Source organism: Streptomyces sp. 35G-GA-8 (assembly GCF_023534745.1).
Taxonomy (GTDB): Bacteria; Actinomycetota; Actinomycetes; order Streptomycetales; family Streptomycetaceae; genus Streptomyces.
In genome coordinates this window covers 175,717-197,018 of sequence record NZ_JAMHJQ010000006.1, presented here as the reverse complement: position 1 = coordinate 197,018, position 21,302 = coordinate 175,717, and the positions used below count along the sequence as shown (strand labels likewise).

Annotated in this window: 19 protein-coding genes; 11 read left to right on the top strand and 8 right to left on the bottom strand. The window is 70.2% G+C overall.

The window, feature by feature from the left end; genetic code table 11:
• Nucleotides 1-48 precede the first annotated feature (48 nt).
• The 5 genes from M1203_RS15145 to M1203_RS15125 form a co-directional block, all read right to left on the bottom strand.
• A complete protein-coding gene (locus tag M1203_RS15145; RefSeq protein ID WP_249950201.1) occupies nucleotides 49-2,454 on the bottom strand; it encodes a phosphoketolase in 2,406 nt (801 codons plus the stop codon).
• Between the two features lie 10 nt (nucleotides 2,455-2,464).
• Nucleotides 2,465-3,874: an NADP-dependent succinic semialdehyde dehydrogenase gene (locus M1203_RS15140; protein ID WP_249950200.1), complete on the bottom strand. Its 1,410-nt coding sequence runs from the start codon at nucleotides 3,872-3,874 to the stop codon at nucleotides 2,465-2,467.
• Nucleotides 3,875-4,027: 153 nt separating this feature from the next.
• Nucleotides 4,028-4,357 carry a WhiB family transcriptional regulator gene (locus M1203_RS15135; protein WP_374403158.1) on the bottom strand — a complete coding sequence of 110 codons (330 nt, stop codon included), beginning with the start codon at nucleotides 4,355-4,357 and terminating at the stop codon, nucleotides 4,028-4,030.
• 318 nt (nucleotides 4,358-4,675) lie between these two features.
• Nucleotides 4,676-6,526, bottom strand: coding sequence for a transketolase (locus tag M1203_RS15130; protein ID WP_249950515.1), 1,851 nt, complete (start codon nucleotides 6,524-6,526; stop codon nucleotides 4,676-4,678).
• Nucleotides 6,527-6,578: 52 nt separating this feature from the next.
• The gene (locus M1203_RS15125; RefSeq protein WP_249950199.1) at nucleotides 6,579-7,901 is read right to left on the bottom strand and encodes an NAD(P)/FAD-dependent oxidoreductase; all 1,323 of its coding nucleotides are present in this window, start codon (nucleotides 7,899-7,901) and stop codon (nucleotides 6,579-6,581) included.
• A 329-nt stretch (nucleotides 7,902-8,230) separates the two neighbouring features.
• On the opposite strand from M1203_RS15125, the gene M1203_RS15120 reads away from it, so the two are divergent.
• Complete coding sequence (locus M1203_RS15120; protein ID WP_249950514.1) at nucleotides 8,231-8,689, top strand: DUF5709 domain-containing protein; 459 nt, start codon at nucleotides 8,231-8,233, stop codon at nucleotides 8,687-8,689.
• Nucleotides 8,690-8,738: 49 nt separating this feature from the next.
• On the opposite strand, the gene M1203_RS15115 is transcribed toward M1203_RS15120, so the two are convergent.
• From M1203_RS15115 to M1203_RS15105, 3 genes are all read right to left on the bottom strand, one after another.
• On the bottom strand, nucleotides 8,739-9,116 hold the full coding sequence (locus M1203_RS15115) for a hypothetical protein (protein WP_249950198.1): 378 nt from the start codon (nucleotides 9,114-9,116) through the stop codon (nucleotides 8,739-8,741).
• Nucleotides 9,117-9,227: 111 nt separating this feature from the next.
• Nucleotides 9,228-10,283, bottom strand: a complete 1,056-nt coding sequence (locus M1203_RS15110; RefSeq protein WP_249950197.1) for an amino acid ABC transporter permease — start codon at nucleotides 10,281-10,283, stop codon at nucleotides 9,228-9,230.
• Nucleotides 10,284-10,748: 465 nt separating this feature from the next.
• Entirely contained in the window at nucleotides 10,749-10,919 is a 171-nt protein-coding gene (locus M1203_RS15105; protein WP_249950196.1) for a hypothetical protein, read from the bottom strand.
• On the opposite strand from M1203_RS15105, the gene M1203_RS15100 reads away from it, so the two are divergent.
• The 10 genes from M1203_RS15100 (at nucleotide 10,918) to M1203_RS15055 (ending at nucleotide 21,277) form a co-directional block, all read left to right on the top strand.
• The gene (locus M1203_RS15100) at nucleotides 10,918-12,051 is read left to right on the top strand and encodes an LLM class flavin-dependent oxidoreductase (RefSeq protein WP_249950195.1); all 1,134 of its coding nucleotides are present in this window, start codon (nucleotides 10,918-10,920) and stop codon (nucleotides 12,049-12,051) included. The genes M1203_RS15105 and M1203_RS15100 overlap by 2 nt on opposite strands.
• Entirely contained in the window at nucleotides 12,051-12,596 is a 546-nt protein-coding gene (locus tag M1203_RS15095; protein WP_249950194.1) for a GNAT family N-acetyltransferase, read from the top strand. The genes M1203_RS15100 and M1203_RS15095 overlap by 1 nt, the downstream gene beginning before the upstream one ends.
• 10 nt (nucleotides 12,597-12,606) lie before the next feature.
• Nucleotides 12,607-13,566 carry an ABC transporter substrate-binding protein gene (locus M1203_RS15090; protein ID WP_249950513.1) on the top strand — a complete coding sequence of 320 codons (960 nt, stop codon included), beginning with the start codon at nucleotides 12,607-12,609 and terminating at the stop codon, nucleotides 13,564-13,566.
• 16 nt (nucleotides 13,567-13,582) lie between these two features.
• Entirely contained in the window at nucleotides 13,583-14,581 is a 999-nt protein-coding gene (locus M1203_RS15085) for an amino acid ABC transporter permease (protein WP_249950193.1), read from the top strand.
• Nucleotides 14,578-15,393 (top strand): amino acid ABC transporter ATP-binding protein, encoded by an 816-nt coding sequence (locus tag M1203_RS15080; RefSeq protein WP_374403004.1) that lies wholly within the window; start codon nucleotides 14,578-14,580, stop codon nucleotides 15,391-15,393. Before M1203_RS15085 ends, M1203_RS15080 begins: the two co-directional genes overlap by 4 nt.
• Before the next feature lie 96 nt (nucleotides 15,394-15,489).
• A complete protein-coding gene (locus tag M1203_RS15075; RefSeq protein ID WP_249950192.1) occupies nucleotides 15,490-16,482 on the top strand; it encodes an ABC transporter substrate-binding protein in 993 nt (330 codons plus the stop codon).
• A gap of 88 nt (nucleotides 16,483-16,570) precedes the next feature.
• Nucleotides 16,571-17,659: an LLM class flavin-dependent oxidoreductase gene (locus M1203_RS15070; RefSeq protein WP_249950191.1), complete on the top strand. Its 1,089-nt coding sequence runs from the start codon at nucleotides 16,571-16,573 to the stop codon at nucleotides 17,657-17,659.
• Nucleotides 17,660-18,349: 690 nt separating this feature from the next.
• Complete coding sequence (locus M1203_RS15065) at nucleotides 18,350-20,191, top strand: APC family permease (protein WP_249950511.1); 1,842 nt, start codon at nucleotides 18,350-18,352, stop codon at nucleotides 20,189-20,191.
• A 169-nt stretch (nucleotides 20,192-20,360) separates the two neighbouring features.
• Nucleotides 20,361-20,543, top strand: a complete 183-nt coding sequence (locus M1203_RS15060; RefSeq protein WP_249950535.1) for a hypothetical protein — start codon at nucleotides 20,361-20,363, stop codon at nucleotides 20,541-20,543.
• Nucleotides 20,540-21,277, top strand: coding sequence for a hypothetical protein (locus M1203_RS15055; RefSeq protein ID WP_249950190.1), 738 nt, complete (start codon nucleotides 20,540-20,542; stop codon nucleotides 21,275-21,277). The genes M1203_RS15060 and M1203_RS15055 overlap by 4 nt, the downstream gene beginning before the upstream one ends.
• Nucleotides 21,278-21,302 lie beyond the last annotated feature (25 nt).

Sequence of the window (21,302 nt, the reverse complement as noted above, 5' to 3'; positions counted from 1 at the left end):
GCGCACACGGCGGCTCGGGTCCGGCTCCGCCGTCCGGTGGAGCCGGGCTCAGCCCGTCCAGGTCCAGTCGGCGACCTCGGGCAGGTCCGTGCCGTGCCGGCGGATCCAGGCGTGGTGGCGGGTACGGGCGTCCGCCATGGTCTGGCGTACGGTGACCGCCCGTACCCCCAGCCCCGGCACTCTGTCGATCACATCCATGACCAGCCGGTACCGGTCGAGGTCATTGCGGACGACCATGTCGAACGGGGTCGTGGTCGTCCCCCGCTCCTTGTAGCCGCGGACATGGAGATTGTCATGGCCCCTGCGGCGGTAGGCGAGCCGGTGGATCAGCCAGGGATAGCCGTGGTACGCGAAGATCACCGGCTTGTCGGCGGTGAACAGGGCGTCGTACTCGGAGTCCGGCATCCCGTGCGGATGTTCGTCGTGGGGCAGCAGTCGCGCCATGTCGACGATGTTGATCACGCGTACGGCCAGTTGGGGCAGATACCGCCGCAACAGGTCGGCGGCGGCCAGTGTCTCCAGGGTGGGCACGTCCCCGGCACAGGCCAGGACGGCGTCCGGCTCCCGGTAGCTGGTCTTCGAGGCGCTTTCCGTACCGGCCCACGACCAGACCCCCGCACCCCGGGCGGCGTGGGCGCGGGCCTCGTCGAGCGTGAGCCAGTCGAAGCTCGGCTGCTTGCCCGCGACGATCACATTGACGTAGTCGCGGCTGCGCAGCACATGGTCGGCCACGGAGAGCAGCGTGTTGGCGTCCGGCGGCAGATAGACCCGTACGACCTCGGGGCTCTTGTTCAGGATGTGGTCGACGAAGCCGGGGTCCTGGTGGGAGAAGCCGTTGTGGTCCTGGCGCCAGACGTGGGACGTCAGCAGATAGTTGAGGGAGGCGATGGGGCGGCGCCAGTGCAGCCGCCGCGAGGTCCGCAGCCACTTGATGTGCTGGTTGACCATGGAGTCGACGATATGGGCGAACGCCTCGTAGCTGGAGAAGAGACCATGCCGGCCGGTGAGGAGATAGCCCTCCAGCCATCCCTGGCACAGATGCTCGGAGAGCACTTCCATCACCCGGCCGTCGGGCGCGAGATGCTCGTCCGTACCGAGCGTCGCGGCCTCCCATGCCTTCGCCGTGGCCTCGTAGAGCGCGTCCAGCCGGTTGGACGCCGTCTCATCGGCGCCGAAGACCCGGAAGTCGCGCCGTCCCGAGGACGCTTCCATGACGGATTCCAGCAGGGAGCCGAGCACCCGGGTGGGTTCGTGCAGGGCCGTGCCCGGCCGGTCCACGCGGACCGCGTGCCGCTCCAGTGGCGGGACCGGCAGATCTCGCAGCAGCAGACCCCCGTTGGCGTGCGGATTGGCGCCCAGCCTGCGCGTTCCCGCCGGTACGCAGTCGAGTACGGAGGGATGGGGCGTGCCCGTCGCGTCGAACAGTTCCTCGGGACGGTAGGAGCGCAGCCATGCCTGGAGCATCCGCAGATGGTCGGGGTCCTCCCGGACACGGCTCAGCGGGACCTGATGCGCGCGCCAGGTCCCCTCGACGGGCAGCCCGTCGACCTCACGGGGGCCGGTCCAGCCCTTGGGCGTACGCAGCACGATCATGGGCCAGTTCGGCCGGTCGGTGGTCCGGCCCTCGCGGGCGTCCCGCTGGATCTGGGCGATACGGTCCAGGGCGCGGTCCATGGTCGCGGCCATGGCGCGGTGGACGGCCATGGGCTCGTCGCCGCTGACATGAAGGGGCTCATGGCCGTAGCCGCGCAGCAGGGAGTCGAGTTCGTCCTCGGGCAGCCGGGCGAGCACGGTCGGGTTGGCGATCTTGTAGCCATTGAGATGCAGGATCGGCAGGACCGCGCCGCCGTGGATCGGGTCGTGGAACTTGTTCGAGTGCCAGGACGCGGCGAGCGGCCCCGTCTCCGCCTCACCGTCACCGATCACACAGGCGACCAGCAGCCCGGGGTTGTCCAGCGCGGCTCCGTAGGCGTGCGCGAGGGAGTAGCCGAGTTCGCCGCCCTCGTGGATCGAGCCCGGTGTCTCGGGAGCGACATGGCTGGGGACCCCGCCGGGGAAGGAGAACTGCCGGAAAAGCCGCTCCATGCCCGCCCGGTCCCGGCTGACATCCGGATAGGTCTCCGAGTACGTGCCGTCCAGCCAGGAGTTGGCGAGTACGGCCGGGCCCCCGTGTCCCGGCCCCCAGACGCAGAGCGCGTCGAGATCCCGGGCCTTGATCACCCGGTTGAGATGGGTGTGCACGAGATTCAGACCGGGTGAGGTCCCCCAGTGGCCGAGGAGACGGGGTTTGATGTGTTCCGGCGCCAGGGGCTCCTGGAGCAGCGGGTTGGCCATCAGATAGATCTGGCCGACGGCGAGATAGTTGGCGGCACGCCAGTGGGCGTCGAGGGCGGCGAGCTCTGCCTCGGTGAGCCCGGCCGACGCGCCCGCGGTGGTCGTGGTCGCCTTGCGCATACCCGTCTCCCTAGTGGGTGTCGTCCGGTTCCGCGCCGTGCCATACCGTGGTGATGTCGCAGAACTCCCGGATGCCGTGCGCCGACAGCTCACGCCCGTAACCGGAGCGCTTCGCACCGCCGAAGGGAAGGGCGGGATGCGAGGCCGTCATCCCGTTGAAGAAGATCCCGCCCGCCTCCAGATCCCGTACGAAGCGGCGCACGTCCCCCTCGTCCCGCGTCCAGACGTTCGAACTCAGCCCGAAGGGCGTGTCGTTGGCGAGCGCCACCGCCTCGTCCAGGCCGGAGACCCGGTAGAGCGTGGCGACCGGCCCGAACGTCTCCTCGCGGTGGATCCGCATGGCGGAGGTGATCCCGGCGAGCACCGTCGGGGCGTAGTACCAGCCCCGCTCGTGCCCCTTGGGCCGCCGGCCGCCGCACAGCGCGGTCGCGCCCCGGCTCAGCGCGTCGTCGACCAGTCTCTCCAGATCGGCCCGGCCCCGCTCGGTGGAGAGCGGCCCCACATCGGTGGACTCGTCCATCGGGTCGCCGACCGTCAGATCACGCATCCCCGCGGTGAACCGCTCGGCGAAGGCGTCGTAGACGTCCTCGTGCACGATGAAGCGTTTGGCGGCGATACAGGACTGGCCGTTGTTCTGCACGCGGGCCGTGACCGCCGTACGCGCCGCCCGTTCGATCTCGGCCGAGGGCATGACGACATACGGATCGCTGCCGCCCAGCTCCAGAACGGTCTTCTTGACTTCGTCGGACGCGATCGCCGCCACCGACCGGCCGGCCGGCTCGCTGCCGGTGAGTGTCGCGGCGGCCACCCGGGGGTCGCGCAGGATGTTCTCGACCGCGCTGGAACCCACCAGCAGCGTCTGGAAGCAGCCGGCCGGGAATCCGGCCCTGGCGAACAGGTCTTCCAGGTAGAGGGCGGTCTGCGGAACGTTCGAGGCGTGCTTGAGGAGCCCCACATTGCCGGCCATCAGCGCGGGCGCGGCGAACCGTACGACCTGCCAGAGGGGGAAGTTCCACGGCATCACCGCGAGGACCACGCCCAGCGGCCGGTAGTGGACGCTCGCCCTGGACGCGCCCGCGTCCCGTACGTCGGCGTCCGAGGGGTGCTCGTCCGCGAGCAGTTCCTCGGCGCGCTCCGCGAACCAGCGCATCGCCTTCACGCACTTCAGCGCCTCGGCGCGGGCCGCCGCGAGCGGCTTGCCCATCTCGGTGGTCATGGTCCGGGCGATCTCCGGCGCGTCCTTCTCCAGCAGGTCGGCCGCGCGGTTCAGCAGCCGCGCGCGTTCGTCGAATCCGGTGAGCCGGTAGTGCCGGAACGCCTGGGCGGCGGAAGCGATCCGGCTCTCGATCTCCTCGGCTCCCAGCGCGTCGAAGGTCTTGAGCGTCTCTCCGCTGGCTGGATTCACCGTCGCGATGGGCATGGGGGCGATTCCTCCTCGATTCGCCTCGATTCGGCAGTCCGACCCTCCCGTGCCGCGACCGGCCCCGCAACACGGGACGCGGGCGCGTGGGCCCCGATCGCGCGGAGCGTGGGAGACGAGACGGGGAGACGAGCGTGGGAGGCGGCGGAACGGTCAGGGGCGCCGTTGCCGACCCGGCGCGGCGGACCGGCGGGGTCGCGCCGGGGGTCCGTCCGGGGCGCCGCGCCGCCCGGCGCGGCGCCGTAGCCGTCGGCGCTCCTCCTCGTCCGTACCGCCCCAGACTCCGGAGGTACGGCCGGTGGCCAGCGCCCATTCGAGGCACTGGCTCTCCACCGGGCAGCCGTGGCACACCTTCTTCGCGCGCTCCGCCTGCTCGACGGCCGGTCCCGAGTCCCCCACGGGGAAGAACAGCTCCGGGTCGACACCGGTGCAGGCCGCGTGCCGCAGCCACTCCCAGGCGTTCGCGTCCCGGCCCCCTTCCACGTCCAGGCCGGCAGTCAGTCGGGCCGTGGTCATCCGCACAGTCATTCAGTCCTCTCCACGCACTACGTTCCACTCCTGATCGGCCGTCCCCTGTCGCTCATGGCCGGCTCTGGCCCGGCGTTCGCGCGGGGTGACCCGCGCCGGAACGCAGGTGCGTATCCGCCCCTCGCGCTCGGTCGGCCGGTGTGTCGCGGCCGGTGCGGGCCACGGGCCTGGATGGGTGCTCATACCGTCTTCCCTCTCTCCGTCCTCTTCGCCGTGTGTCCGGGTCCTGCTGTCCAGGGCTCCCGGTGCTGGGCCCCCGCTGGGCTCCCGCCGTCAGCGGAGGGTCTGTTCCACCAGCAGCCGCAGCCCCGCCGCGATCGAGTCCGCGTCGATGCCCGCCGCCCTGAGCTGCTCAGCCGGAGTCGCCGAGCCCGGCATGTTCCCCACCGCGAGCCGTATGAGCCGCTTCGGCGCGGGACGGCCGTCCGAGAACACCGAGGCCACCGCGTCCCCGATGCCGCCCTCCGGGTGATGGTCCTCGACCGTGACCAGGCAGCCAGTCTCGTCGGCCGCCGCCTGGAGCGTGTGTTCGTCGACGGGCTTGACCGAGTACAGGTCGACGACCCGTACGGGGAAGCCCTCCCCGGCCAGCAGATCCGCCGCCTTCAGGCACTCATGGACCGTGACTCCGATGCCGATCAGCGTCACCCGGTCCGCGTCCGAACGGCGCAGCACCTTGCTGCCGCCGATCGGGAATCGCTCGCCCGGGCCGTAGATGACCGGTGTCGCGCCCCGGAGCGTACGCAGGTAGCAGACGCCGGGCAGTTCATGCATCGCCGCCACGAGCCGCGCCGTCTGGTTGGCGTCGCAGGGGTGGAGCACCGTACTGCCGTGTATGGAGCGGAACATCGCCAGGTCCTCCAGGCCCATCTGGGACGGACCGTCCTGGCCGATCGAGACGCCCGCGTGCGAGCCGACGACATTGATCGAGGCACGGCTGACGGCCGCCATCCGCAGGAAGTCGAACGCACGGGTCAGGAAGGCCGCGAAGGTCGACGCGTACGGGACATGGCCCAGCGCCTGCATGCCGACCGCGGCGGCGATCATCTGCTGCTCGGCGATGTAGCACTCGAAGAACCGCTCGGGGTGTTCCTTGGCGAAGAACTCCGAGCGGGTGGAGTCGCTGACCTCGCCGTCCAGTACGACGACGTCCTCGCGGGCCGTGCCGAGTGCCGCGAGGGCTCGGCCGTAGGCGTCACGGGTGGCGACGGAGTCGCCGAGGTCGTAGCGCGGCAGCTTGATGGTGGCGCGCCGGCCGGCGGCGCGGGCGTGGGTCTCGGGCTCGGTGGGCTTCGCGACGGACACCCGGATGGAGCGCCGCCCGCCCAGTTCCTCGATGGCGCTCTCCGCGTCGGGCAGCGGCTTGCCGTGCATGCCCTCACGATCCTCGACGGAGGCCACGCCACGTCCCTTGCGGGTGCCCGCGATGATCGCGGTGGGCTTGCGGAAGGTCGACCGGGCCTCGGTGAACGCGGCGTCGACGACATCGAGGTCATGGCCGTCGATCTCGATGGTGTGCCAGTCGAAGGCGCGCAGCCTGCGGCCGTACGCGTCCAGATCCCGCTGATGACGGGTGGGTCCGCGCTGGCCGAGGCGGTTGACGTCGATGACGAGGGTCAGCGAGTCGAGATGCTGGTCCCCGGCCTCCTCGATCGCCTCCCATACGGAGCCCTCGGCCATCTCGCTGTCTCCGGACAACACCCAGACGTGGTACGGAGTGTGGCTGAGCCGCTGGCCCGCGAGCGCCATGCCGACGCCGACGGGCAGGCCCTGGCCCAGCGAGCCGGTGGCGACATCGACCCAGGGCAGCCGCGGGGTGGGATGGCCTTCGAGCCGGCTGCCGAGGGTGCGGTAGGTGAGGAACTCCTTCTCGTCCACCGCGCCGGCCGCCAGATACATGGAGTACAGCAGTGGCGAGGCATGTCCCTTGGAGAAGATCAGCCGGTCGTTGCCCGGATCGTCCGGCCGGTCGAAGTCGTAGCGCAGATGGTTGGCGAGCAGAGACGCCATGAGGTCGGCGGCGGACATCGAGGAGGTGGGATGGCCCGATCCGGCCGCGTCGGCGACCCGTACCGAGTCGACCCTCAACTGCTGGCCCAGTTCGGTGAGTTGTTCGCTGTTCAGCTGGTGGTGCCGGCTCTTCGAGCGCTTGCTGTCCGTACGTTGGCTGTTCATGTCACTCCTTACGGGGCGCGCCGGGAACCCTCGCCAGTTCGGGCGAGGACGATTCGAGCGGCACCGTCCACGAGCGGACCAGTCCGAGCTGGACGGACTGCCTCGGCAGGACCGCGTCGAGCATCCAGTCGGCGGCGACCCGCACCCGGTTTCCCGGCATGGCCGCCAGGTGGTAGCCGCGTGTGACGGCCCCCGCGAGCGGTCCCGACAGCGGCACACCGAGCGGGTTGGCCGCCGCCTTGACTCCGCCGAGGTCCACGACGAACCCCAAGTCGTTGTGTTTGTAGGTCTGGCGCTCCCCGTATCCCAGGGAGGCGGCCACATTGCGGCCCGCCACCCTGCCCTGCCGAGTGGCGTGCTGAGCCGTCATCGGGGTGAAGCGTCCCGGCCTGGTGAGATCCGGTACGGCCGCGGCGTCACCGCAGGCGAACACCTCGGGGTGGCCCGGGACATTGAGCTGCGGGTCCACCACCACCCGGCCGCGCTCGACGGACACCCCGAGATCGGAGACCAGCGGGTCGGGCCGTACGCCCACACACCAGACCAGGGTGTGGGTCTCGATGAACTCGCCGTCGTCCAGCGTGATCCCGGTCTGTCGCGCCTCCTTGACGGAGGTGCCCGTACGGACGTCCACACCGCGTTCGCGCAGCACCCGCTGTGCGGTGTCCGACAGCCGGTGGTCCAGCTCCGGCAGGACACGCGGGGCGATGTCGAGGAGCAGCCAGCGGGGTTTGTCCGTGCGGCGCCACGCGGGCTGCTTACGGACCAGCGCGTCGGTGAAGAGCTTGCCCTGGGCGGCCACTTCGGTGCCGGTGTAACCGGCGCCGACCACGACGAAGGTGCCGCGCGCGGCGGCCTCCGCCCGGTCGTCCGTGACGGCCGCCAGCTCTATCTGACGGGTGATGTGATCACGCAGATAGAGCGCTTCCGGCAGTCCCCGGAAGCCGTGCGCGTACTCCGCCACCCCCGGGACGGGGAGCAGTTTGTTGACACTGCCCACGGCGAGGACGAGCCGGTCGTACCGCAGCTCGCCGCGTTCGCCCTCCGGTCCGGTGTAGCCGATGCTCCGCGACTCCAGGTCGATGTTGTTGGCCTCGCCGAGCACGAGCCGTACGCGTGGCAGTGTGCTCGGGATGGAGACGGTCACCCGGCGCGGCTCCAGAATGCCCGCCGCGACCTGGGGCAGGAGCGGAAGGTAGAGGAAGTAATCGGTGGGGTTCAGCAGCACGATCTCGGCCGCGCCCCTGACCCGGTGGCAGAGGGTGCGGGCGGCCTGATAGCCGGCGAACCCGGCTCCGACGATGACTATGCGTTCTCGGCTCACGTTCGACTCCGGAGGGTTACATTTCGGGTCGTACGGGTCGTTTGGTCACGTGCCCGACGACAGCGCCGACAAACACGGAGGATCGCGTCGAGGAGGTCCGCGCACCCCGTCGCAGGGGCGCTCACCTGCCGTTTGACACGGCCGTGATTGGTGGGAAGGTGGACGTGGTGGATCAGCCGCTCCCGGGCAGGACGTCCGAACGGAACCGCCCCGGCCACACGCGTGCTCCTGACGGCCTCACCGGCTGTGGACGGTCCCACCGGCCGTGCTGGGCCGGCCGGGCGCATGGAGGCGAGGAGAGGAACGTGAGCGGCGACAACGGCGAGTCGATGGGCGACGAGGTGTACCAGCCCGACGGCGCCGAGATCGGCGAGGACGAGGGCATCCTCGATCCCGAGGACACCCTCATCGACCGCGGCTCGGACCCGTTCGACGAGGGCTGGTCACCTCCCGAACGCCCGCTCGGTGTCGAGCATGTCGGTACGACGGCCACCGAGCAGCGGGTGGGGGAAACGCTCGACCAGCGGCTCGCGGAGGAGATCCCCGACGAGGGCGCCCTTGTCGGCGACGGCATCGGGGATCTGCCCTACGGCGAGGGCGAGCGGCTGGACGACGAGGTCGGCGACGGCCGCTCGGGCCGGCTGGTGGCTCCCGACGAGGGCGCTCACGAGGACGCGGAGAAGGACATGATCGCCCGCGATGTGGGCATCGACGGCGCCGCGGCCTCGGCGGAGGAGGCCGCGGTGCATCTCGTCTCCGAGCCGGACGAGTGGAGTGAGTGGGAGTGAGGACCTGAGCCCCGTCCCCGTCCCCGTCTCCGTCTCCGTCCGGGAGGGCCTAGCGACTCCCTCGGTTCTCCAGGCGGAGCTGGACCTCTTCCTCCTGGTCGCCGGAGGCCGTGCCGACCATGCGGACGGTGAACGCGGAGGCGAGGCTCTTCCGGAGACTGTCCACCGCCGTATAGCCGCCCTGGAGAGTGGCCACCACCGGCGCCCTCAGCCGCGCCGGACGGGGCTCCGCGCGTAGCTCGGACACATTGAACGTCGCGATCCATACGGTCGGGCGGCCCTCGACCACCTCCTGCGGGACATCCTCCGCCGCGCGGTCGCAGGCGAAGGCCGTGCGCAGCGCGCCGAACACCACGCGTGCGTCTTCCTTCTCATCACCGGTGAGAGCCACGACGACGTCCGCCGCGGGCTGGTCCGCACTGTTCACGTGGGTCCTTCCTCTCCGTCACCGCTTCGAATCGATCCGTCTCCAGACTCCCCCCGGTACCCGGAGTGTGCGAGCGGAGGCGAGTCAACAGGGCGCGCCCGCGAGCCGGCCTCAGAGCGGCTTCGCGTCCGCGGCGCTCGCGGTACGGAGCCGTCCGCCCAGGGCCGCCACGCGCCCGCGCAGGCGCTGGAGCGGCGTGGGCGGCAGCTCGCGGGCCGCGCCCCGGGCGTAGTGGCGCTCGACATAGAACTGGCCTACGGACAGCACGGTCGTGACGATGACGTACCAGATGGTCGCCACCATCAGCAGCGGAACGATCTGATACGTGCGGTTGTAGATCAGCTGCACCGAGAACAGCAGGTCCTGCACGGCGAGGACACTGACAATGCTCGTCCCCTTGAGCGTGCCGATGAGCATATTGCCGGCGGTGGGAACGATCGAGCGCATCGCCTGGGGCACGACGACACGGCGCAGCACCCTCCGGCGGCTCAGACCGAGCGCCGCGGCCGCCTCCGTCTGGCCGGCGTCGACGGACAGGATGCCGCCGCGCACCACCTCCGCGGCGTAGGCCGCCTCGTGCAGGGTGAGGCCGATCAGCGCCGTGAGACCGGCGCCGAAGAGGTTCACGGTCTGGAAGGTGAGGAACTCCGGGCCGAAGGGGATCCCGATCCCGAGGGTCGGATAGAGCGCGCCGATGTTGAACCAGAACAGCAGCTGCACCAGCAGCGGGGTCGAGCGGAAGATCCAGACGTATCCCCAACTGATCGTGCGCAGCACGGGGTTGACGGAGAGCCGCATGACGGCGAAGACCGTACCGATGAGAAAACCCAGCACCATCACGGCGGCGGTCAGCCAGAGGGTGAGCAGCAGGCCGTCCAGTACGGCGGGGGTGGTGAAGTACCGGCTGACCACACTCCACTGGAATCTCTCGTTGCGGACGACCGAATTGACGATCATCGCGAGGCCGAGCAGTGCCACCGCGGCCGACAGCCACCGGCCCGGGTGGCGTCGGGGGACGATACGGGAGATCTCGTCGGGTCCCGGCGGGGCGAGCCGGGAGGCCCCCGAAGTCCCCGGCCCAGCGGTGTCCGCGGGGTCGGCGGGTTGTGTCTTCCGGGAGGCCGCGGCGGTGGCGCGCGGACCGTCGAGCGAGGGCGATACGGACATGAGGGGGCTCCGGCGGGAGAGACGGTCGGCGGCGTGGACCGGGCGGCGGATGTCATCACGCGTACCGCGTCCCTCAACACGGCCGGTGCGGACCGGTGTTCTCACAGGAGCCGGTACCGCACACCTCTCGATCGTACGGGCCCACGCCGGACGACTGTCAAGGCCGCCGGGCCGCCGGCGCTGCCCACAGAGCGAGAGCCTGTTGACTTCACCGAACGTCCCGTGCTCAATTGGCCTTATGCAGAAGCAGCTGCCGTTGGTCATACGCGGCCACATAGACTTCGGTCGTGTGTGGTCCGCCTCTTGTTGCGCCTGACCCGGCAGCGGGCCGCCTGACCGGCCCCTCCCTCCCTCGGTGACCCCGTCCCTTCGGTGATCCCGTCGCGGGCCGACTTCCCTTGTCCCACCGGGCGTTCGCTGCCGCTTCCTCCGTGAAGCACCGCCTTCTCTCCCGTCATCACGCCTTCACACCGTCGCGCCCGGCCGCACCGTCGCGCCCGGCCGCACCGTCGCGCCCGGCTGCCCCGTACCGCCGGTGGTCCCCCGGGTCCGCCGTGTCCACGGGGCGCCCCGGGTCTCCCTCGGCATGCCTTCCCGCCGACGCACACCCATCTCCCCGCACGAAAGGTCCGTCATGCCTGTGGAATTCCTCGGCATAGCCGCCACCCACAACGGGTCGGAGACAAGTCCACGCTCCGGCGCGTCGTTTGACAAGGAGTTCACACTCAAGCTGGCCCGCGCCCACGAGGACCACGGCTGGGACCGGGTGCTGTTCGCGTACGGTTCCGGCTCGCCCGACCCGGCTCCGGCCGCCGCGTACATCGCCTCCCGGCTGGACAAGCTACGGATCCTGCTCGCGCACCGGCCGAATGTCTCGTATCCCACCTTCGCCGCCAAGACATTCGCCACGCTCGACCGGATCAGCGACGGCCGGCTGACGGTGCACTTCATCACCGGTGGCAGCGATCACGAGCAGCGGCGCGAGGGGGACACACTCACCAAGGACGAGCGCTACTCCCGCACCCGTGAGTACATCGAGATAGTCAAACGGATCTGGACCTCGCACGAACCCTTCGACCACGAGGGCGAGCACTACCGGTTCCATGACTTCGTCAGTGATGTGTTCCCCGTCCAGCGGCCTCGGCCCGATGTCTCGTTCGGCGGCTCCTCGGCCGCCGCGTACGCGGCCGGTGGCGCCGAGGCGGACATCTACGCGCTCTGGGGCGAACCACTGGCGAAGACCGCCGAGCAGATCGAGGCGGTGAAGGCCGCCGCACGTGCGGCGGGACGTACGACACCGCCCCGTATCCAGGTGGCCTTCCGGCCGATCATCGCGCCGACGGAGGAGCTCGCCTGGGAGAAGGCGCACCGTACGGTGGACGCGATCAAGGCCCGCAAGGAGAAGGGCGAGCCGGCCGTGGTGCGCCACCATCGGCGGGACGAGCCGGAGAACACCGGCTCGCAGCGGCTGATCTCGATCGCGCGGTCGGGTGAGCGTTACGACCGGGCCCTGTGGACCCCGACCGCCGCGGCCACCGGCGGCGCGGGCAACTCCAACGCCCTGGTCGGTACGCCGGAGACGGTCGCGCGGGCGCTGCTCGACTACTACGACCTCGGTGTCGACATCATCTCCGCACGCGGGTACGACCTGCTCGGCGACGCCATCGACTTCGGCAGGCATGTCATTCCGCTGGTGCGCGAAGAGGTCGCCAAGCGCGACGCCGAGCGGGCGGCCACCGGCCCGGAGACCCTGGTCGAGGCCGGCTGATGACGTCCGTCGCCGAACCCGGCGGTCTGACCTGGCTGTCGACCTCCGTCTCCGATCCACGGGTGCTGCCGATGCTGCGCGAGCTGGGGCACGAGTACTCCACGCGCTACGGCAAGGACGCGCACGGCGAGCTGGCCCGCTATCCCGCCGAGGAGTTCGATCCTCCGCACGGGGTCCTGCTGCTGTTGCTGGAGCACGGCGAACCGATCTCCGGCGGGGCGTTCCGCCGCTACGACCACACCACCGCCGAGCTCAAGCGGATCTGGACCCACTCCGCGCACCGGCGGCGCGGGCTGGCGAGGCGCGTCGTCGCGGAGCTGGAACATATCGCCGCCGCCCGGGGCTACCGCCGTGTCTTTCTCACCACCGGGCCGCGCCAGCCGGAGGCCAGGGAGCTGTATCTGACGACCGGTTACACACCGCTGTTCGACACCGGGGCGGATCCGGAGACCATCGGTCCGCTCCCCTTCGAGAAGCACCTCACCGACCGTCCCGCCGGCTCCCCGCATTCCCACGAACCGGATTCCCATGAAGGAGAGGTGTGACCCCGTGCGCATCCCGATCCCGGGCCGTAAGCGGCCCGTACGTCACCGCGTCGCCGCGACGCTGGTGGCCGCCCTGCTGCTGCCGGTACTCGCGGGCTGCGGAACGGACGCGGCCGCCGGGAAGGAGGCGGCCGGCGCCGCCTCACCGGCGCCGTCCGACGATGTCACCGCCGCGCTCAAGAAGAACGCGTCGCTGGCGGCCCTGCTCCCCGAAGACATCAGGAAGCGCGGGACCGTACGGATCGCCTCCTCCGTGGGAGCGCCGCCCAGCGCCTACTACCCCGACGCGTCGACCAGCCGTCCCGCCGGACTGGACATCGACATCGCCGACGCGGTCGGGAAGATCCTGGGGGTTCGGCTGCGCCGCGAGGAGGCGAGCTTCGAGGCGATCCTGCCCGCGCTCGGCAGTGGCAAGTACGACGTCGGCACCGGCAACTTCGGGGTCACCGACGTACGCCGCAAAACGATCGACTTCGTCACCTATATCAATGACGGTCAGGGCTTCGCCGTCCGCGCGGACGACAAGAGCCTCGACAAGGTGACCCGGCTCGACCAGCTGTGCGGCAAGACCGTCGGGGTGGGGGCGGGCACCACCTTCGAGGCCACGCTCAACTCCCAGAAGGGCGTCTGCGCCGCCGCGGGCAAGGAGCCGTACCAGGTCAGTGTGTACTCCGAGAACGGGGCGCTGCTCACCAGCCTCCAGCAGCGCCGGGTCGAGGTGGTCATGTCGACGATCAACGGTCTGCGTCACCAGGCGTCCCAGCCGGCGGCCGGGGTCAGGTTCCTCGGCGAGTTCCACCGGCTCGATGTCGGCTTCGCCTTCACGAAGGGCTCCCCGCTGCTCAAGGCGTTCCAGGGAGCCGTCAACCAGCTGATCGACGACGGCACCTACCGCCGGATCCTCGACAAGTGGGGAACGGGGGATTCCGCGATCGAGGAGTCCCGGATCAGTCCGCCCGAGAAGAAGTAGCCGGCAGGAGCCGCTGATGGACACCGCAACCGGCGCCGCGCACACCGCGCCACCGCCCGGCCACCTCGTACCACCGCGAAGACCGGTCCCGGACCGGGAGGATCCCGCCACGCTGAAGGTCGTGCCCGCGCGCCACTACTGGCGCTGGGTGGCGGGCGTCGTCGCGCTCGTGGTGGTCGCCCAGTTCAGCCACGGACTGGTCACCAACCCGGGCTGGGACTGGGACACCTTCTTCCGCTATCTGTCCGCCGACACCGTGCTCAAGGCCGTCTGGGTCACCCTCCAGCTCACCGTGTACGGCACGGCGCTCGGCTTCGCGCTCGGTGTCGTCCTCGCCTTCATGCGGCTGAGCAGAAGCGTCATCCTCCAGACGGTGGCATGGACGTATATCTGGGCCTTCCGTTCGATCCCGCTGATCGTGCAGCTGCTGTTCTGGTTCAACCTCGCCTATCTCTACAAGGAGTTGGGGATCGGGATCCCCTTCGGGCCCGTCCTGTGGAGCTTCGACACGATGAATCTGGTCAGCGCGCTGTCGGCCGCGGTGATCGGGCTCGCGCTGCACCAGGCCGCGTACGCCGCGGAGATCGTGCGCGGAGGGATCATCTCGGTCGACGCCGGGCAGCTGGAGGCGGCGGCAGCCCTGGGCATCCCCCGGTCGCGGCAGCTGCGCCGGATTCTGCTGCCCCAGGCGATGCGCGGCATCCTGCCCAACGCCGCCAACGAGGTCATCTCCCTCTTCAAGGGAACGTCGATCGTCTCGGTGATGGCGATCGGGGAGCTGTTCTACCAGGTGCAGGTGATCTATGGCCGCAATGGGCGGGTCGTGCCGCTGCTGATGGTCGCGACCGTCTGGTACATCCTGCTCACCACCCTGCTGACGATCGCCCAGTACTACGTGGAGCGGCACTTCGCGCGCGGCGCCGAGCGTACGCCCCCGCCCACACCGCTCCAGCGGGCCCGGACCTTCACCCGCAGGATGCGGACCGCCGCCGCCACGGGAGGTATGCGGAAATGAGCACTGACTCCGAATCCGTCACCGGCGAGGCCGCGGGCGGGTCCGCCGGCAGCGGTCTGATGGTCGATGTGCGCGGTGTCCACAAGAACTTCGGCGCGCTCGAAGTACTGCGCGGGGTCGACCTCCAGGTCCGCACCGGCGAGGTCACCGTCGTGCTCGGCCCCTCGGGCTCCGGGAAGTCGACGCTGCTGCGCAGCATCAACCATCTCGAAAAGCTCAACCGGGGATACGTCAGCATCGACGGCGAGTTGATCGGCTACCGCCGTGTGGGCTCCAAGCTGCACGAACTCAAGGAACGGGAGGTGCTGAAGCAGCGGCTGCACATCGGCTTCGTCTTCCAGAACTTCAATCTGTTCCCGCATCTCACGGTGGTCGAGAACATCGTCGAGGCCCCGATCTCGGCGCTGCGCCGGCCCCGCGGAACCGCTGTCGAGCAGGCCGAACGGCTGCTGGAGCGGGTGGGTCTGGCGGACAAGGCCAACGCCTATCCGCGTCAGCTCTCGGGCGGTCAGCAGCAGCGCGTGGCCATCGCCCGCGCCCTCGCGCTGGAGCCCAAGGTGCTGCTCTTCGACGAGCCGACCTCCGCGCTCGACCCCGAGCTGGTGGGTGAGGTCCTCGATGTCATCAAGGACCTGGCCCGTACCGGCACCACCATGATCGTCGTCACCCATGAGATCGGCTTCGCCCGCGAGGTCGCCGACACCGTCGTCTTCATGGACGACGGAGTGATCGTCGAGCAGGGCCCGCCGGCGGAGGTGCTCGACCGCCCGCTGCACGCGCGTACCAAGGCATTTCTGTCCAAGGTCCTCTGACCTTCGCCCCACCCCTCGTCGTTCCGTTCTTCCGTTCGTCCGATCTTCTGTCACTCGTCCTTCCGTGTGTTCCGCCACCCTGTCGAGGAGCCCTCCGTGCCGCCCCGTCGTCGTCACCTCCGTACAGCCTCCGCCCTGCTCGGCCTCGTCACCGTCCTCTCGGTCACCGCCTGCGGCAACTCCGCCGACGGCAGCACCGACACGGTGGGGGCTGGGGCCGGTGACAAGAAGGGGTTCCAGATCAATCTGAGCCCCGATCAGAAGCGGATCACCACTCCCGCGGTGGATTCCATCGCGGCGCTCGTCCCCGCGGAGATCCGTGAACGGGGCACCCTTGAGATCGTCAACGCGGCCGGTTCGGTGCCACCGCTCGGTTTCTACGCCACCGACGACAAGACCGTGATCGGGGTGGAGCCGGATCTCGCCTCGCTGGTCGCGGACGTCCTCGGCCTGAAGCCGCACTACAACACCGTCGACTGGGCGAATATCTTCGTCGGTCTCGACAGCGGCAAGTACGACCTCGGCCTCAGCAACATCACCGTCACCGAGGAGCGCAAGGAGAAGTACGACTTCGCGACCTACCGGCTGGACAACATCGCGTTCGAGGCCAAGAAGGGCACCGACTGGCGGGTGAAGGGCCCGGCGGACGTGGCGGGCCGGACGATCGGGGTCGGCTCGGGCACCAACCAGGAGAAGCTGCTGGTCGACTGGGGCAAGGCGAATGTGGCGAAGGGCCTGAAGCCCACCGAGGTCAAGATCTACCAGAACTCCAGCGACTACTATCTGGCGCTCGGCTCCGGCCGCCTCGACGCGTATCTCGGCCCCAACCCGGTCGCCGCGTACCACTCCGCCTCCACCGGCCAGACCGAGATCATCGGCACGTTCTCGGGGGCGGGGGACGCGGTCCAGGGCAAGATCGCGGCCACCACGAAGAAGGACAACGGTCTGATCGAGCCGTTCCGGCAGGCGATCGACACCCTCATCAAGAACGGTACGTACCAGCAGGTCCTGGAGCGGTGGGGACTGGCGAACGAGGCCGTGGCCTCCTCCGAGCTGAACCCCGAGGGGCTGCCGAAGACCGGTCAGTAGCCGGATCGGGCCCGCTCTCCCCACGCACACCGCATTCACACCGCCGGCCCTCGCTCGGACCGGACCTCGGACGCAGCGGAAGGCAGTCATGAGATTCTCCGTGCTCACCATCGTCGGACACGCACCACACCCCCTCACCGGGGAACTCCCGCCCGCGGCCGACCGGCTGAACGAAGTCGTCGAGCTGGGGGTGGAGGCCGAGCGGCTCGGCTTCGACGCCTATGCCGTCGGGGAGCGGCACTCGGGCCCGTTCCTCTCCTCCAGCCCCACGGTGATCCTGGGCGCGCTCGCGTCCCGTACCTCCCGTATCCGGCTGCTGACCGGGGTCACGGTCGTGGCCATCCTGGATCCGGTGCGGGTGGCCGAGGACTACGCGACGCTGGACCAGCTCTCCCGGGGCCGGATCGAGCTCGTCATCGGCAAGGGCGCGGAGGCCGGGCACTTCGACCTCTTCGGTCTTGACGAGGAACGGCAGTGGGAGTACCAGGCCGAGAAGTACGAGCTGCTGCGCAGGCTCTGGCGCGAGGAACAGCTCGACTGGGAGGGCCTGTTCCGGCCGCCGCTCAAGAACGTCACGACCGTGCCGCGCCCGTACGCAGGTCCGCCCCGGGTGTGGCACGGCTCGGCCACCAGCCTCAACTCCCCCGAGCTGGCCGCCAGACACGGCGACCCGCTCTTCACCGCCAACGCCATCCAGCCGCGTGCGGCGTACGCGCGGCTGATCGGCCACTACCGCGAGAAGTTCGAGGAGTACGGGCACGATCCGGCGCGGGCTCATGTGGCCGCGGGTTCGGGCGGTCTCTATATCGCGGACACCACGGAGCGGGCGGTCAGGGACTTCAAGGAGCAGTACGAGAAGCGCGTCCAGCAGACCTTCAAACCGCATCTGGTGGGCAAGGCCGGCTACAACACCCCCTTCACCACCATCGAGGAGGCGATCGAGAGCGGCCCGCAGCTCATCGGCAGTCCGCAGCGGATCATCGACAAGATACTCGGCTACCACGAGGTCTACGGGCACGATCTGCAGTCCATCACCGTCGATGGATTCGGACTGGGCCTGCCCGAGCAGCGTGAGCAACTCCAGCGGTTCGCCGAGGAGGTCGCGCCGGTGATCCGGCGTGCGGCGCCCTCGGCGCTGTGGGCCGCGCCGGAGCCGGGGACCGTGCCGGAGCCGTAGCCGGCCGGCCCGCGTCCTCGTACCGGTCCGGCCCCCTCGTACCGGTCCCGCGCCCGCTGACGGGAGACAGCCATGGTGCGGGACTGCCGGGGCCGGGGCATCCCCACCGGGCGGCTGGTGGGATGCCCCGGTCCGTCCGGCGGGCCCGGCGCACGCGTGGCCCGTCGCGAGCCGTACGTCCGAACGGGTTGTCGCCGCATCCGGCCGTGTGTCGTCCGGCGCGGGCGCGGCCGGTGACCCGGTCCGCCGAAGAGACTCGCGGATGTGACGGATACCCAGGGACCCCAGGGAGACGAGGGCCGAGGCGGTCGGGACCGGCCCCGGGACCAGCCGCAGGACCGGGACCAGCCCCAGGCCGACACCGCCCCGGCGCCGCTCTCCGTGCCGAAACTCGACGCCGAGCAGTCCTCGACGCTGCGGCTGATCGGGCAGGAGTGGGAGCGGGTGTCCGCCACCCCCGACGCATGGCGGCGCGCGCTGCCCGTGGACCCCGATACCGGCAGCTACCCGGAGCCGGCGCAGATCGTCCCGGCCCGCTTCGGCCGCTTCGTGGAGGTACCCGAGCTCAACGCGCCGCCGCCCAAGGCGGTGGACAGCGAGATGGGCGCACCCCTCGGCAGGTTCGGCGCCTTCGTCCGGCGCGTGCTGCTGGGGGCGCCGCTGAGGAGCACGGCCATCGCCAGCGAGCGGATGCGCAAACTGATCGCGCTGCCGGTGCTCTCCGCCGACGCGCTGTCGTCGGTGGCGTACGGTCCCGAGGCGCTGCTGGCGGTCCTGGTGCTCGCGGGTACCGCGGGGCTCGCGTATTCCGTGCCGGTGGCCGGCGCGATCGTCTTTCTGATGCTGGCCGTCGGGCTCTCGTACCGTCAGACGATCCGGGCGTATCCGCACGGCGGCGGCTCGTACATCGTCGCCACCGACAATCTGGGGCGGGTGCCGGGGCTGGTGGCGGCGGCCGGGCTGATGACGGACTACATCCTGACGGTCGCCGTCTCGGTCTCCTCGGGGATGGCCGCTGTCACCTCCGCGGTCCCCGGGCTTGCCGATGACGCCGTGCTGATCGGCGTGCTGGTCATCGCCGTACTGCTGGCGGGGAATCTACGGGGTGTCCGGCAGGCCGGAGCTCTGTTCGCCGCGCCCACCTACGCCTTCGTCATCGCCATCACCGCGCTGGTGGCGGTCGGTGTGTACGACGCGGCGGGCCGGGACTTCGAGCCCGTGCCGACCCCGCCGCTGCACGCGGTCGAGGGTGTCGGTCTGCTGCTGGTGATGCGCTCCTTCGCCTCGGGTTCGACGGCGATGACCGGTATCGAGGCGATCTCGAACGCCGTGCCCGCCTTCAAACCGGTCGCCTGGCGCAACGCGCGCACCACCCTGTCCTGGATGATCGGGCTGCTCATCGCGCTGTTCGCCGGCACGATGGCGATGGTCTATCTGGAGGGTGTGGTTCCGCAGTCGCGGGAGACGGTGCTGTCCCAACTGGCCCATCGCAGCTTCGGTTCGGGCCCCCTCTACCTCTTCACCCAGGCGGCGACCGCGCTGGTGCTGCTGCTCGCGGCGAACACGGCGTACAACGACTTCCCCCGGGTGCTGTACCTGCTGGCGCGCGACAACCACGCACCACGGATCTTTCTGCGTCTCGGCGACCGGCTGGCCTTCAGCAACGGGATCATTCTGCTCTCCGTGACGGCGGTGTGCGTCTATGTCGCGTTCGACGGGAAAACCGCCTCGCTGATCCCGCTGTACGCCGTCGGGGTGTTCCTCGCCTTCACCCTGTCGCAGAGCGGGATGGTGATGCACTGGTGGCGCAAGCGCGACCGGCACTGGCGCAAGAGTCTCTGTTTCAACGCCACCGGGGCGCTGCTCTCCGCGGTGGTCTTCATCACCGCCGGAATCACCAAGTTCACCGAAGGAGCATGGCTCGCGATTCTCACCGTCGCCCTGTTCCTCCTGGTGACGACGCGGATCCGACGCCACTACGAGAAGGTCGGGCAGGCGCTGCGGCTGCATCCGCAGACGATCGAGATCCCCAGCGGCACGATCACACCGCAGCCGTGCCCGGAACCCCCGGCCGGCCCCGGGGCCCCGTCGGCCGGAGCGGAGGACTCGGAGGCCGAGGACTCGCCCCAGGAGATCCGCCATCTCTCGGTCGTGCCGATCGACTCGCTCCAGCAGGCGAGCATGCGCGCGCTGGCGTACGCCGCCTCCCTCCAGCAGCCCGTACTGGCACTGCATGTCAGCCCGAGCGACGAGGACGCGGAGCGGTTCCGTGAGGCCTGGTCGCTGTGGGGGGACCATCTTCCGCTGCGGATCGTCCTCTCCCCCTATCGGGCTACGGTGGCGCCGCTCATCAGCTATCTCACATCCCTGCACCGTCAGCGCCCCGATCTGACCATCACGGTGATCCTGCCGGAGATCGTCGAACGGCACTGGTGGCACCGTCCGCTCCACAGCCCGCTGGCCGGACGGCTGCGGCGCGCGCTGCGGTCCCTCCCGAAGATCGTGGTGACCACCGTCCCCTTCCATGTGTAGACGCGGACATGACAGACGTGAACGTGACCAGGAGACAGGCCGCATGAGGACATGACGGGTGCCGGTATGACCATGTGTCATCCCAATTGGCCTGTTTGTCATATGTAACTTAGCGTGGGCGGTGCGTTGCCCATACAGGGCATTAGGCATCTACATGAGGAGCCCATCGATGCTTTCTCAGACCGTCCGGCCGAGAGAAATCACTCTGGACCACCACGCGTTGACCATGGCGATGGCAGAACCCGAGGCACCCTTCAGCGACGCTCCTGTCTACGCTCCGGAAGCGGCGGGCGCGCTGCTTCTGCTGCTTCTCCTTTCCCCGAAGGAGCCGAAGGAGCCGAAGGGCCTGTGAGCCAGGACCGGTCGCGGACCGCCTACCAGGAATCAGCGGCCGGCCTGGCACGACGTGCCCTCGGTGCCCTGCGGGGCGCCGAGGGCACGGCCGTGGTCGCCGCCCATGTCGAGAGCGCTCGGGACCCCGGAGCCGCGCTGGCCGCGATCCGTATCCTCGGCGCCGATACCTTCGCGCCCGTCGTACTGGCGGGCGCCCCGCTCCACCCGGAGGACGCGGCGGCCATCACCCTGGCGTTCTCGGCGCTGCCGCCCGCGCGTGAGGCGCCGCCCCCGCCGCCCGGCGGACCCGAGAGCCCGTGGCTGATGGCCTGGCGCGACTGGGGCACCGTCACGCTGCTCACCGTGCTCACAGGCAGTGACAACAGGCGGCTGACGGCGCCGCGGCCGGCGTGCCCGGCGGACGACGCACCGGCCGACGACGCGGCGGGGTGGGCCGCATGGGCCGTCAGGATGGGGCAGCTGTCCACGCTCGCGCTGCCGGGTCTTGACGGTCCGGTGCATGACGCCGCCCGCAGATCACCGCTGGCGCTGGCGCGCGGGGCGACCCGTGCCGTACTGCGCCGTGACTACCCCACCGCCGCGCGGATCGCGCGCTGGCTGGCCTGGCTGCGCTCGGACGGAGCGAGACTGCCGCTCGACGCGGCGCCGCTGGTGGAGCACGTCGGGCTCTTCGTCGGCGGGGACCGGCCGGCGCTGGACACGGCGATCTCCCGCCGCCTGATCGCCCTTTGACCGGGACCCCGACCCCCCGGGCCCT